Here is a 14,062-nt window from a genome sequence, read left to right on the forward strand (position 1 = left end):
TGTTTGATTTTGACAGATCGAAAAATCCCGCAATTAGCGGGATTTTTTATTTAAACTATATTTTCTATTTGAACTATTTCAAACTTCCTACCATATCTTCTGGTTTTACCCAAGCATCAAAATCTTCTGAAGTAACATAACCTAAACGAACGGCTTCTTCTTTCAAAGTAGTGCCGTTTTTATGCGCTGTTTGTGCAATTTCAGCTGATTTGTAATATCCAATCTTAGTATTTAGAGCCGTTACAAGCATTAGTGAATTATCAACCAATTCCTTAATACGGGTGTAATTTGGCTCAATTCCACTAGCGCAATGTTCTTCGAATGAAACACAAGCATCGCCTAATAAGTGTGCCGATTGTAAAAAGTTAGCCGCCATAACTGGTTTGAAAACATTCAATTCGTAATGACCTTGCATTCCGCTAACTGAAATTGCTACATCATTACCCATAATTTGCGCACAAACCATAGTTAACGCTTCGCATTGTGTTGGATTAACTTTTCCAGGCATAATAGATGAACCCGGCTCATTTTCAGGAATAATAATTTCTCCGATTCCAGATCGTGGTCCAGAAGCTAGCATACGAACATCATTTGCAATTTTGTTTAAAGAAACCGCCAATTGTTTTAAAGCGCCATGCGCTTCAACAATTGCATCATGAGAAGCCAATGCCTCAAACTTATTTGGTGCTGTCACAAAGGGATGTCCCGTAAATTTGGCAATGTATTCGGCGACTTTTACATCATAGCCAATTGGCGTATTTAATCCAGTTCCTACGGCAGTTCCGCCTAAAGCTACTTCTGATAAATGCGCTAACGTATTTTTTAAGGCTTTTATGCCATAGCTCAATTGCGCGACATAACCTGAAATTTCCTGACCTAAGGTCAATGGCGTCGCGTCCATCAAATGAGTTCTTCCAATTTTAACGACATTCATAAACTCTTTAGATTTTTTATCTAAGGTATCGCGCAGTTTTTCAACTCCGGGAATGGTATTTTCTACAACCGCTTTATAACAGGCGATGTGCATTCCTGTGGGGAATGTATCGTTTGAAGATTGTGATTTGTTTACGTCGTCATTCGCTTTTACTAATTGTTCGCCTTCGCCAATTTTAAATCCAGCTAAAACTTGTGACCGATTTGCAATCACTTCATTCACGTTCATATTACTTTGCGTTCCAGAGCCCGTTTGCCAAATTACCAATGGAAATTCGTCTACTAATTTTCCGGCAAGGATTTCGTCACAAACGGCTCCAATGGCGTCGCGTTTTTCGGTTGAAAGTACTCCTAAATCGCAGTTGGCATAAGCCGCCGCTTTTTTTAGGTAAGCAAAACCTTCAATGATTTCTTTGGGCATTGATGCTGATGGACCGATTTTAAAGTTATTTCGGGAACGCTCTGTTTGTGCGCCCCAATACTTGTCGGCAGGAACTTTAACTTCACCCATCGTGTCTTTTTCAATTCTGTATTCCATTGTGTATTTATATATGTTAATAAGTAGTTCGTATTAGCCCCGATAGCAGTGGAAATCCTTTTTATTGCTTTGCAGAAGAGTACATTCAAAAGTGCTCAGGTTCAGAAAGCAATGAAAAGATTGCAACGGATAGCGGGAAATAGCTTCATAAAATTCACCCCAAATTTAAGGATAAAAAGTAGTTAATAAAAATCGATTTTGTTTTTGGATAGGAGAAATATTCCCCTTACATTTGCCTATAATTCAAAAAATTCCGGAAAACATGTTTGAATTTTCACAGTATTTAGGTTTCTTAGCTTTCTTGAGTATTTTAACCATTGGTTTTTGGCTAATGATTTTCTTAATCACTTTCATCGTTCCTTATTGGATTTTTGGTGGTGTTAAAGAATTTTTACAAGAGAAAAAAGCGGAAAGAGACGCAAAACAAACGGTTTAGATTAAACTTTTTGTCTACAAAAAAGCCCCGAAATTCGGGGCTTTTTTTATTTGTATTATCCTGGAAAATCGCCGCCATCATATTCCTGATTGCTTTTGCGTTCTCTTTCGTTTTTCTTTTTGTTAAATCGGTACGTAAATGATAAAGTGTATTGTCTTGCTCGCCATTGAAATTCAGATGTAGAGTTGAATGAGCCTGGGATTAGCGTTTCATTTTTACGAATTCTAGAATTAAATAAATCACTAACATTAAAAGCAATTGTGGCTTTATCTTTCAAAATATCTTTGCTAAATGCGAGATTGGTCGAGAAAATTCCTTTTCTGCTACCCTGTGCATTTTTCTGATCGCCTTCATAGAACATATTAGTTTGCCAGTCTATTTTATACGGTAACGTAACTTTTGAATTTAAACGTGTAAACCAGGAAGTAGCTTTGTTATTCAAATCTTGCACCTGTGTATCACCATTAAAATCTACGTAAGAGAAATCACCTTGGGTTTCAATACTAAAGAAATTAAAGTTGGAGTTCAAACGCCACCATTTGAACGGCGTATAATTTAGGGTAATTTCTAAACCTGCACGATATTCTGTCGCAATATTTACGGGTGAAAATAGAATAATTGGCGTACCATCTGAAGTAAAATCACCCGACTCTCTTCGTACAAAATTGAATACATCACTTGTTTTATTTACATAAGCAGAAGTATTAAATGTAATTTTCTTTCCAAATTTAGTTAAAAATCCAGCTTCAAGGGCATCGGTAATTGCCGGATTCAAGTCGGGATTTCCCTGAAAAATATTAATGTTACTCGAAAAATCACTAGAAGGATTTAAAAATCTTCCTCTGGGACGTCTTATCCTTTTGCTGTAACTTGTAGATACGTTGGTTTGATCTGAGATTTCGTAGGTTACGAAAGCACTAGGAAAAAAATTATTGTATTTTTTAGTATTAAAATTAGACTCGTCAGTCAAGTTTACTTCTATATTGGAATCTTCCCAACGAAGTCCGAAAAGGAACGAAAATTTATTTTTCTTAAATCCAAACTGCGAATACAAAGCATTTACAAATTCTTTGTATTGTAAGACACTTGATAAATTATCGTTTAATACTGCATCTTCGAAAATTTTCACATCGGTATCTTGTATGGTAAAATCACCGCGATATCCAGCTTCAAACTGCAGGCCTTTTCCGAAAGGTAAAACATAATCGGTTGCAAACAAATTTCTAGTTTGTTTTTGAATATCGGATGTAGTCGCGCTTGGGAATTGTGTGTCAAAAATTCGAGAATCGCTTGTTTCATTATTGAACGAAGTTTGAAAATCGACATTTAGTTTATGACCCTCTTTTTTGAATTTTTTTACAAAATTAGAATTAAACTCGAAATTGTCTTCATCATTTTTATCGCGATTGTTTCTGGTTCTTGATGATGTTGATAAATCTTGAAAAGTATTATTGAAGGTTGCCGAGGTAATATTTGCACCAATACTTTTTCTGTAGTTTATGCCGTTGGTCCAACTCGTATTATCATTAATAAACCACTCAATCCCTAAACCACCATTATAATTGTTGTTGTACCGATCATTTTCTCGGTCTTCATATATAAATTTTGGCGAAGTGGCAGTAGGATTAAAATATTCAGTATTTACTCTAGAGAATCCTGGACTATTTCTGTTACTGAATCCTTGATTAGTAAAGATATTGACGTCATTTGTTTTGTAATTCAAGTTGGCAGAAAGTCCGTGATTATCGGGAAATCCCGTATTGGCAATAAAAGTTCCATTGAAGCCATTTGTTTTTCCTTTTTTCAGAATGATATTCAAAATTCCACCGCCACCTTCTGCGTCGTAACGAGCTGATGGGTTTGTAATTACCTCAACTTTGTCAATAGCATCAGCAGGAATTAATCGCAAAGCATCGGTTACATTTGTTGCTGTTGATGGTTTTCCGTCAATTAAAATTCTAACATTATCATTTCCACGTAGCGCAATCGAGCCGTCTACATCAACGGTAACCGAAGGAATATTATCCAAAACATCACTCACAGTTCCGCCCTTGACCAATAGGTCTTTTCCAACATTATAAACTTTCTTGTCTAACTTTATTTCTAGCGTTGTTGTTTCACTTCTAATGACCACTTCGTTGAGTTGTGTTATATCTTCTTCAAGAGAAATTGTTCCCAAATTTGTAGGTTGGTCCAATTGTTTTTTACTGATAACAGTGGGTTTAAACGAAATAAACTCTAAAGTAATGTCATAGACACCAGCAACAACTTCTATATTGTAGTCGCCTTTGTTATCTGTTATGCCACCGAAGATTAATTTGGGATTTTTAGTATTTTTAAATGTTATCGTGGCATATTCAAGCGGAATCTTACTCGTTTTTTCAATGATTTTTCCTGTGATTACAAATTTGTTACTTTCTGGTCTTTCTTGCCCGAAAACTGTAAGTGAGCCAAGTAGTAATACTGCAGCTAATAGATAATGAAACTTTTTCATGTGCGATATATTTAACGTGTCTTAAAGAGTGCAAAAATACATCGAGCTTTGAAGTACAGTTCACAAATCTTTGTTAAATATGTCGCTGTTTATTGTAGAAAAGCAGCCAAATTATCAATTTTTCTAGCGATAATAGCCTTATCACCATTGATAACTATGGGTCTTTCAATAAGAATAGGATGTTTGGCTAATGCTTGAATAATGTCTGAATCCGTTACTGATTTTCCTTTGTAGTTTTCAATCCAAATTGATTCTTTCTGACGAACCAAGGCAATGGGTTTGATTGCTAGCTTTTTAATCAGCACTTCCAAATCCAATGCAGACAATGGGTTTTCAAGATAAGAAATTATTTCAAAAGGTACTTGCAAGTCATTCGCGAATGCAATGCAGTTTCTCGATTTACCGCATCTTGGATTATGGAGTATTTGGAGCATTTTTTTTTTTTACAAAGTACTAGTTTTTAATAGAAAATAGGTAATTTAGGCGAAATAAAAAAATCAAGCTTATGTTTATTGAACAAGCCTATAAGGGAAATAATGAATGGTGGCGCGTGCTAGTCACCACACTCTTATCTGCTGGAGTTTTTATTGTGAATTTGATTCTGTTTTTTGTACTTCCAGCGGATATACTAAAACAGAGTACAGATTTAGCTAAATCTATGTCGAGTACTGCGTCGTTGATATTGAACTTACTACCCTTTGCATTTTTATTGGGATTGTTATTCCTATTGGTGACTAACTTACATGAAAGAAGTATCAATTCGTTAACAACATCAAGAAGAAAGGTTGATTTGAAAAGAGTCTTTTTCTCTTTTGGACTAATCGTTTTTTTTACACTACTTAGTTTTGGAATATCCTATTACATGGACAATTCGCAGATTGTTTGGAATTTCCAACCTACCAAGTTTGCGATACTTTTAATTTTAAGTCTTATTCTTTTTCCGTTTCAAATAGGTTTGGAAGAATATCTTTTTCGAGGATATTTTATGCAGCAAATCGGAATTGTTGCAAGAAACAGATGGACGCCATTGATTATAACCTCGGTTTTTTTTGGATTATTGCACAGTGCCAATCCCGAAGTAGCGGAAATGGGTTATGGCGTAATGGTGTTCTATATCGGAACCGGATTTCTATTAGGAATTATGACTTTGATGGATGAAGGAATGGAATTGGCATTGGGATTTCATTTTGGAAACAATCTTATGGCAGCTATACTAATAACGACAAACTATTCTGCGTTGCAAACGGATGCTTTATTTAAATATACTGGAAAAGAAAACAGCGCAGATATGCTTACCGAAATGATAATTTCTATTTTGATAGTATATCCAACAATTCTTTTTATTATGGCAAAAAAATACAAATGGAACAACTGGCGACAACGTTTAACAGGAAAAGTTGATAAACCCGCTACTAAAATAAAAATTGAGAACTATGAATAGCCCCACTTATGAAAATGTACACAATCTATTCAAACTGAATGGATTTCATCTTGACAGAGAAGATTTATGCCGCGTAGCTTATAGTTTTATAAAAGAAGGTGAAGATTTTGAAAAACCCGTTGGAGATTTTCTTTTGGATTGGTTTGATAGTAAAAACTATATCGAAATGCAGACTTCGGGATCCACTGGAATTCCAAAGATGATATCGGTAAGTAAGCAAGCGATGGTCGAATCGGCTCTGGCTACTGGAGATTTTTTTGAATTGAATCCAGGAAACAGAGCATTGCAATGCTTACCGGTTAAATATGTAGCGGGGAAAATGATGTTGGTTCGGGCTATGATTCTAGGTCTAGATTTAGATTTTGTAGCGCCAAGTTCACATCCATTACATAACAATGAAGTTCATTATGATTTTGTGGCTATGGTGCCGTTGCAAGCCCAAAACTCTATTACGGAATTGCAAAAAGTAAAAAAGATGATCGTTGGTGGCGCAGCCGTAAATAAAAATTTGGAAAAACAATTGTTGAAACTTCCAACGGAAGTCTATGAGACTTATGGCATGACCGAAACCATTACGCACATTGCTGCTAGAAAATTAGGAGAAAAAGCATTTACGGTTTTACCAAATGTTACTATATCCTATGACGATAGGAATTGTTTGGTGATTCATGCGCCAAGAATTTCTGAAGAAATTATCGTTACCAATGATATTGTAGAATTGTTAAATGAAAACCAATTTATATTCATTGGAAGATTTGATACAATAATTAATAGCGGCGGAATAAAATTGATTCCAGAGCAAATAGAAGAGAAGCTCGCTGGTAAAATCACCGAACGCTTTTTTATTGCATCCAAACCGGATAATGAATTAGGTGAAAAAGTAGTTTTGGTAATTGAAGGTGAAAAACACGAATTTGATACCACACTTTATGATGAGCTTGATAAGTATGAGAAACCTAAAGAAATTATTTTCATTCCTAAGTTTAAGGAAACGCCAAACGGAAAAATTATGAGAAAAGAAACTTTGAAATAATAAAAACGTCCCAGTATTGGGACGTTTTTTATTTAAATAATAGTGTCGTTTGTTTTTACATTAATCAATATTAATATAAAAATCATTGGTCATCAGTTCAATAGATTCAATAGATTTTACTTTAAATTTTGATGGAGTCCATTTTGTAGTAGGATTTATTCTTATCTTCTTTCCATTAATTTTTACATCTACAGGCATATTGAATTTAACTTCATCTGCAATCCAACGCGATTGGAGTTTACCTTTGTTAATTCGCAATTCAAGTTTGGGAATTGCAATATGTCTCAAATACTGATCAAAAACGGGAGTTAAATCCATTTTGGATTCGGTATTAAAAAAAGTAATCACGTTTTCTGTATCAATTATTTTATGTCGGAACGTTTCAGAATAGTTCAATAGCATTTTCCACCATTTGGCATCATCATTTACAACATGTCGTAAAGTGTTTAAAAACAAGGCTCCTTTATCATACATGTCTCCAGAGCCTTCTGTGTTCACTCCGAAAGGTCCGATAATTGGAGTTTCATTACCCACATTTCGTTTGAGTCCGTTCACGTAAGTTTGGCCTTTTTCATATCCATATTGACATTCTACATATACGGCTTCGCTGTAGGTGGTAAATCTTTCATGAATCCACATATCAGCAATGTCTTTTGAACTTATGCTATTTCCAAACCATTCGTGGCCCGTTTCGTGAATGATTATATAGTCAAATAGTAGTCCAATTCCAGTTCCAGTTCTGTCACTTCCTAAATACCCTTTTATAAACTTATTTCCATAAGCAACAGCACTTTGATGTTCCATACCTAAATAAGGAGTTTCTACTAATTTATAGCTGTCATTAGTAAAAGGATACGTGCCAAATTTACTTTGGAAACAATCCATCATAGGTTTTACTTCTTCAAATTGAATTCGGGCTGCAGTTTCATTATCTCGCAATACGTAATAATCCAAATCAAGGCCTTTATAGTTCTCATGAATGTTTATATAATCTCCAATATTAATGGTAATTGAATAGGTGTTTATCGGATTTTTAACTTCCCAATCCCAACGAGTGTAACCATTTTTTAAATCTTCGCTACCCGTTAATCTTCCATTGGATACATTCATTAAACCATTGGGAACGGCTACTTTTATTGTGGCTCCATAATCGGGTTCATCGCTTTGCGAATCTTTTACAGGATAAAAAATACTAGCTCCAACGCCTTGACAAGCTACTGCAATCCATGGTTTACCATTTCGGTCTTTCTTGAAAATAAAACCGCCATCCCAAGGTGCATTTTTAGCAACTGTAGGTTTTCCTGAATAATAAAAGAACAAACTTTGTTCTGAATTTACCTTTAAAACTTCCGGAAAATCGATAAATACGGCATTAAATTCGCGTTTGTATTGGAGTTTTTTCGAATTGAAAACAAGGCTGTCAATTTGAAGGTTATCAAATAAATCCAATTGGATTTTTGAAGTATTGGTAACCACTTTAAACGTGATGTTGTTGTAGCCAACAATACTTCTTTCATCAGGATTAACTTTAATATTTAAATCATAACGCAACACATCAAAGCAAGTTCTTTCTTGATGTAAACCGCCTTGAAGCGAATCTTTTCTAGTAAATTTTTGTGCATTTATAAACTGTGTTCCTAATAAAAAAAGTGCAATTCTAAAAAAATGTTTCATAAGTGAATACTTTAGGCAATAAGTAGCGTAACAGCTATTTTTGTTACCAATCAAAATTAGCTTTGACCTTAACGGTGATGTTTTTCAGTGAAATGGGATGATTAAATGTAATGCTTTCGGCATGTAAATACAATCGATTACTTCTGTTACCATACATAGCATCACCAACAATTGGAAGATTCAAGCCTAAAGTGTGTGCAGCATGAACTCTTAACTGATGTGTTCTGCCAGTAACAGGATAAAAATAAACCAGCGTTTTGTTATTCCGTAGTTCTATTGTTTTCCATTTCGTCTGCGCTGGTTTTCCATATTCGTAGCAAACCATTTGATTGGGGCGATTATCAAAATCAGTACGTAAGGGTAAATTTATAAATCCGTTTTCCTCTGTTAATAAACCGTCAAGCAAGGCTACATAGCGTTTTTGTATTTTTCTTTTAATGAATTGTGATTGTAAATTTTTATGAATTTCACTCGTTTTGGCAATTAAAAGTAAACCAGAAGTCGCCATATCTAAACGATGTACAACTAGTGGTCCGCTTGCATTTGGAAAAAGCGCTTTCATTCGAGTGTAAACGGAATCGGTAACTTGTTTTCCAGGAACGGATAAAAACCCAGCGGGTTTATTGACAACCGCTAGATGCTCATCTTCAAAAACCATTTCAAGTTCTTTTTCTTCGGCAAGATTTATTCCGAATGGATTTTCATCCATCACAATATCTTTAAGCATGTGTTTTAAAATGGGTTCACACTTTCCAGTGCATGCTGGATAATACTGTTTGTGGGTTCTAATCTCGGATTTTGGAGACTGTCCCCACCAAAATTCAGCCATCGAAATCGGTTTCAAATTATGTTGAAATGCATAATGCAAAAGTTTAGGAGCAGCACATTCTCCAGCTCCAGCAGGTGGATTTCCGTTGAATAGTGCTTCCAAACTTTTCAAATCTTGATATTGATTTAGAAAAGCATATTCGGAAAATAATTGTTGCTGCAATTTTGCTGATTTTTGTTTGCGTTCTTCTTTGAGCTGATTGATTTTGTTCGAAAATGGGTTTAATTTTTCTTTAATTTCGGTAAGATTAGTTTCTAAATATTCGTTTAGTTCTCTAAATAGGAATTTATCTTTTAAACTTTCTCGAACCAATTCATTCATCAATTTTTCCAAACTAGCGCTATCAGTACTTTCTAATTGAGCATTTTTTCTTTGCACTTTTCGAAATTTCTTTGCTTCACTCATCTTTGATTTTTCAAGCGCCAATCGCTCTAAAATCAAAGTAGTTTCCTGTTGAATTTTTTCTTTTAATCGATTATAATCTGGATTATTTTCTACTACAGCTACTTTAGAATTAATTACAGTCAACTCTTTTATGCCTTTTACAAAAAAACCATCTTCGGCTAACATATCAAAAACTGTTGGGACAAAATTGGGTAAATGATTTTGATCGGCTAATTTTCCTGAAAAAGCGCACAGATAGCCTAATTCGCCGGCAGTATTTTGAACTACCACTACTCCAAACATCTTACCCATAGCATTTTCTTGCACCCATTTATCCAAACCAAAATTATGTATAAAATCAGTTTGAGATTCAAGGTATTCTTGCAATTCCTCACAGGCAATAACGCTTAATCGATGGGGTTGGTAATGAAATGGATAAGTAAATTTTTCCGGTAAAGCAATTTCGGAAATAGTCGTTTTAAAAGGTTGAAATAAAGTTGAAGGCATTTGTTTGTTTTAAATTCAACACAATTATCATAAATTATCACAATGAATTTTTATAGCTGATTGGCTGTAAAGATACTTAAAACTTATATTTTGGAATTTCTAATTGCTATATCTTAATTACTCATAAGGTTTATTGCGTATTTACTTTCATTCATAATTTAATCTTAATTCGTACTTCATACTTCGTAATTATTAATTAAATTCGTTATCCTAAAAACAACACATGAAAATTGCCATTGTATGTTATCCGACCTTTGGAGGTAGTGGGGTAGTAGCTACAGAGTTAGGACTAGAATTGGCTCGAAAAGGTCACGAAATACATTTTATTACCTATCGACAACCAGTGCGTTTGGCGTTACTGAATCCTAATGTTCACTATCACGAAGTCAATGTTCCCGAATATCCTTTATTCCATTATCAACCCTATGAATTGGCATTATCCAGCAAATTGGTCGATATGGTCAAGCTCTATAAAATAGAATTGTTGCACGTGCATTATGCTATTCCGCACGCTTACGCAGGTTATATGGCGAAGCAGATATTGAAAAGTGAAGGCATCTTTATCCCAATGATTACGACGCTTCACGGTACTGATATTACTTTGGTTGGAAACCATCCGGGCTATAAACCGGCCGTTACTTTTAGTATCAATAAATCAGATGTTGTCACTTCGGTTTCTCAAAATCTAAAGGACGAAACGCTAAGTAAATTTAAGATCAAGAAAGAAATTCATGTGATACCCAATTTCATTGAATTGGATAAAATTAGAAATGAAAATCAAATTTCCTGTCATCGTTCTTTCATGGCAAAAAAAGAGGAGCGCATTATTACCCATATTAGTAACTTTCGCAGAGTGAAGCGCATACCCGATATTATCAAGATATTTTATAAAATTCAACAAAAAATTCCAGCCAAATTGATGATGGTGGGCGACGGTCCCGAAAAAGAAAAAGCGGAAGAATTATGTGAAGAACTAGGAATAACGGACAAAGTAATTTTCTTTGGGAATAGTAATGAGATTGATCAGATTCTTTCGTATTCTGATTTATTCTTACTTCCATCTGAAACCGAAAGTTTTGGTTTGGCTGCACTTGAGGCTATGGCTTGGAGCGTTCCGGTTATTTCAAGTAATTCAGGCGGTTTACCCGAAGTGAATTTTGATGGAGAATCAGGTTATCTTAGCGATGTTGGTGATGTAGATAGTATGGCAGAAAATGCTTTGAAGATACTAGCAGACGGCGAATCCTTAACCGGTTTTAGAGAAAGAGCCTTAAATGTAGCACAACGTTTTGACATTAAAAATATTCTACCATTATACGAAGAATTGTATCATAAAGCTATTGATAAATTTAAATGAAAAAATATCTTTCACTACTAGTACTTATTGTTTTGTATTCGTGTTCTTCTACAAAAAGTACAGCCAATAGGCCTTTATATGAAGTGCTAACGGTAAAAAACACTGGAGGAGCTACCATAAAATTCTATGAAACGCTAACGGAACCAAAAGAAATTAATATGCTTTTAGGAGACGAAGCCTTACGTAAAATGATTAAAGCAAAAGACATTACGGAAAGTAATTTTCTTATACTGAATGCGGGTCCAACAAAGGAAAGTTACAATCGGGTTAAGGTGGAAAAGGTAGTAGAAACTGCAACAGAAATTGAAGTTTATTTAAAAGATACTCAAAAGAACATCGACTCAACGCAGCAAGATGACACGACCAACTATCCTTATAGTGTTGTAAAAATCAATTCGAAGAAACCAATTGTTATCAAATAAAAAAATCCCATCTCGCTAAAGATGGGATTTTTGTTTTATATAATCGTTAGATTAAAATCTGTAACGGATTCCAAGAGCGACATCTGGACCGAAGTTATCTTCTCTAAACTTATTATCTCCTGAGTTATTCAAATAAAGCTCTGGTCTAAAATCTAACGACAATTGGATAGGTGCTTCTTTAAAGTTGTATTCGATACCGATATCTCCAGCAGCCAATAAAAATACGCCTCCGTCATTATCAGGATTACCAGGACCATTATAGCTCCAGCTTCCTAAACCTCCACCAACTCCAGCATACCAGTTAAATCCTCCTTCAATGTTCCAAACCCATTGGTATAAACCTACAATTTTAATAGCATCAACATCTCTGCTGTTTCTCCAACCTAAGTCTAATTCTAAACGGTTGTTTTTAGACAATCCTCTTTGGTAAGATACTTCTCCACCAAAACCATCGTTGTCTCCTAAACGTAGACCTAATGCGTTCTTTGAAATGTCCTGAGCCTGTGCGCTAAATGCTAATCCGATTAGCATAAAAGCAGATAAAATGATTTTTTTCATTTTTTTGTTTTTAAATTAGTTTACTGCAAAGTTCACATTATTCATGACACTATGCTTATATAATATTGCAAAATTATTACACAATTTCTTAGTAAACTAATCCTTTTTTAATTAAAAATATATCTCAAACTTCAGAAAATATTAGGTACTTGATTATTAAGTATTTCACTTTAAGCATAAGTTAAAATTCGTATTTAGGATTTTTAGAAGTAGTACCTGAGCTAACTTTTGAATAATAATGTTTTCCACTTTTAAACTTTACGCTATATTTGTTTAAAACAATATATAATGGCCGGGAACAGCTTCGGAACTCTTTTTAAACTCACCACTTTTGGCGAATCACACGGCGCAGCTTTAGGCGGAATTATTGACGGTTGTCCTGCTGGAATCCAACTTAATTTAAAGGCCATTCAAGCCGAAATGCAGCGCAGAAAACCAGGACAATCTTCTATTGTAACCCAACGAAAAGAAGAAGATGAAGTGCAGTTTCTTTCAGGAATCTTTGAAGGTAAAACTACTGGTACACCAATCGGTTTTATCATTCCAAATACCAATCAAAAATCGGACGATTATTCGCATATCAAAGACAGTTACCGACCAAGTCATGCCGATTATGTTTATGAAAAAAAATACGGTATTCGTGACTATCGCGGCGGCGGAAGAAGTTCAGCGCGTGAAACCGCTTGTCGAGTAGTTGCAGGAGCCATTGCTAAACAAGTTTTATCGGATATAAAAATCAATGCTTTTGTGTCGTCTGTAGGAGAACTATTTATTGACAAACCTTATCAAGCTTTAGATTTCTCGTTAACAGAAAGCAATGCGGTTCGTTGTCCCGATTTGGCTACAGCCGAAAAGATGGAAAACTACATTAAAGAAATCCGTAAAGAAGGCGATACCGTTGGCGGAACCATAACTTGTGTTTTGCAAAATGTTCCAATTGGATTAGGCGAACCAGTTTTTGATAAATTGCACGCCGAATTGGGTAAAGCAATGCTTTCGATTAACGCGGTGAAAGGCTTTGAATTCGGAAGTGGATTTTGCGGCGCCAGAATGAAAGGCAGTGAACACAACGACTTATACAATGAAGATGGAACAACCAAAACCAATCTTTCGGGCGGAATACAAGGCGGAATCTCAAACGGAATGGATATCTATTTCAGAGTTGCTTTCAAACCGGTTGCGACTTTAATCCAAAAACAAGAAGTATTGACCAATGAAAATACTTTAGTTGAGCAACAAGGAAAAGGAAGACACGATCCATGTGTTGTGCCACGCGCAGTGCCAATTGTTGAAGCCATGGCCGCACTAGTTCTAGCTGATTTTTACCTATTAAATAAAACTTATAATCCTAATTATTAGAAGCTATTTCCCGCTATCCATTGCAATCTTTTTATTTTTAAAGAAAAATAAAAAGGATTTCCACTACTATCGGGGCTAAAGATTCGCATAAACCAAA

General features: G+C 34.9%; 12 protein-coding genes. 6 read left to right on the forward strand and 6 right to left on the reverse strand.

What is annotated here, in order from left to right; genetic code table 11:
• Positions 1–73: 73 nt before the first annotated feature.
• On the reverse strand, positions 74–1,471 hold the full coding sequence (gene fumC, locus PSU83_RS04885; RefSeq protein WP_300587332.1) for a class II fumarate hydratase: 1,398 nt from the start codon (positions 1,469–1,471) through the stop codon (positions 74–76).
• A 262-nt stretch (positions 1,472–1,733) separates the two neighbouring features.
• On the opposite strand from fumC, the gene PSU83_RS04890 reads away from it, so the two are divergent.
• A complete protein-coding gene (locus tag PSU83_RS04890; protein ID WP_300587335.1) occupies positions 1,734–1,907 on the forward strand; it encodes a hypothetical protein in 174 nt (57 codons plus the stop codon).
• A 55-nt stretch (positions 1,908–1,962) separates the two neighbouring features.
• Here the strand turns inward: PSU83_RS04890 and PSU83_RS04895 are convergent, their stop codons facing one another.
• Positions 1,963–4,401, reverse strand: a complete 2,439-nt coding sequence (locus tag PSU83_RS04895) for a TonB-dependent receptor (protein WP_300587337.1) — start codon at positions 4,399–4,401, stop codon at positions 1,963–1,965.
• An 89-nt stretch (positions 4,402–4,490) separates the two neighbouring features.
• Positions 4,491–4,835 carry an ArsC/Spx/MgsR family protein gene (locus PSU83_RS04900; protein WP_300587339.1) on the reverse strand — a complete coding sequence of 115 codons (345 nt, stop codon included), beginning with the start codon at positions 4,833–4,835 and terminating at the stop codon, positions 4,491–4,493.
• 71 nt (positions 4,836–4,906) lie between these two features.
• Here PSU83_RS04900 and PSU83_RS04905 point away from each other — a divergent pair, with 71 nt between their 5' ends.
• Complete coding sequence (locus PSU83_RS04905; RefSeq protein ID WP_300587341.1) at positions 4,907–5,842, forward strand: type II CAAX endopeptidase family protein; 936 nt, start codon at positions 4,907–4,909, stop codon at positions 5,840–5,842.
• A complete protein-coding gene (locus tag PSU83_RS04910) occupies positions 5,835–6,875 on the forward strand; it encodes an AMP-binding protein (protein WP_300587343.1) in 1,041 nt (346 codons plus the stop codon). The genes PSU83_RS04905 and PSU83_RS04910 overlap by 8 nt, the downstream gene beginning before the upstream one ends.
• 60 nt (positions 6,876–6,935) lie before the next feature.
• On the opposite strand, the gene PSU83_RS04915 is transcribed toward PSU83_RS04910, so the two are convergent.
• Complete coding sequence (locus PSU83_RS04915; RefSeq protein ID WP_300587345.1) at positions 6,936–8,549, reverse strand: M1 family metallopeptidase; 1,614 nt, start codon at positions 8,547–8,549, stop codon at positions 6,936–6,938.
• Positions 8,550–8,592: 43 nt separating this feature from the next.
• Positions 8,593–10,269: an RluA family pseudouridine synthase gene (locus PSU83_RS04920; RefSeq protein ID WP_300587347.1), complete on the reverse strand. Its 1,677-nt coding sequence runs from the start codon at positions 10,267–10,269 to the stop codon at positions 8,593–8,595.
• Between the two features lie 223 nt (positions 10,270–10,492).
• Between PSU83_RS04920 and bshA the strand changes: the two genes are divergently transcribed.
• Both bshA and PSU83_RS04930 read left to right on the forward strand, forming a co-directional pair.
• A complete protein-coding gene (bshA, locus tag PSU83_RS04925; protein WP_300587349.1) occupies positions 10,493–11,626 on the forward strand; it encodes an N-acetyl-alpha-D-glucosaminyl L-malate synthase BshA in 1,134 nt (377 codons plus the stop codon).
• Complete coding sequence (locus PSU83_RS04930) at positions 11,623–12,048, forward strand: hypothetical protein (protein ID WP_300587351.1); 426 nt, start codon at positions 11,623–11,625, stop codon at positions 12,046–12,048. The genes bshA and PSU83_RS04930 overlap by 4 nt, the downstream gene beginning before the upstream one ends.
• A gap of 51 nt (positions 12,049–12,099) precedes the next feature.
• On the opposite strand, the gene PSU83_RS04935 is transcribed toward PSU83_RS04930, so the two are convergent.
• A complete protein-coding gene (locus PSU83_RS04935) occupies positions 12,100–12,606 on the reverse strand; it encodes a hypothetical protein (RefSeq protein WP_300587354.1) in 507 nt (168 codons plus the stop codon).
• 288 nt (positions 12,607–12,894) lie between these two features.
• Between PSU83_RS04935 and aroC the strand changes: the two genes are divergently transcribed.
• Positions 12,895–13,965 carry a chorismate synthase gene (aroC, locus tag PSU83_RS04940; protein WP_300587356.1) on the forward strand — a complete coding sequence of 357 codons (1,071 nt, stop codon included), beginning with the start codon at positions 12,895–12,897 and terminating at the stop codon, positions 13,963–13,965.
• Positions 13,966–14,062: the final 97 nt, after the last annotated feature.

This window comes from Flavobacterium sp., from assembly GCF_029945805.1.
Taxonomy (GTDB): Bacteria; Bacteroidota; Bacteroidia; order Flavobacteriales; family Flavobacteriaceae; genus Flavobacterium.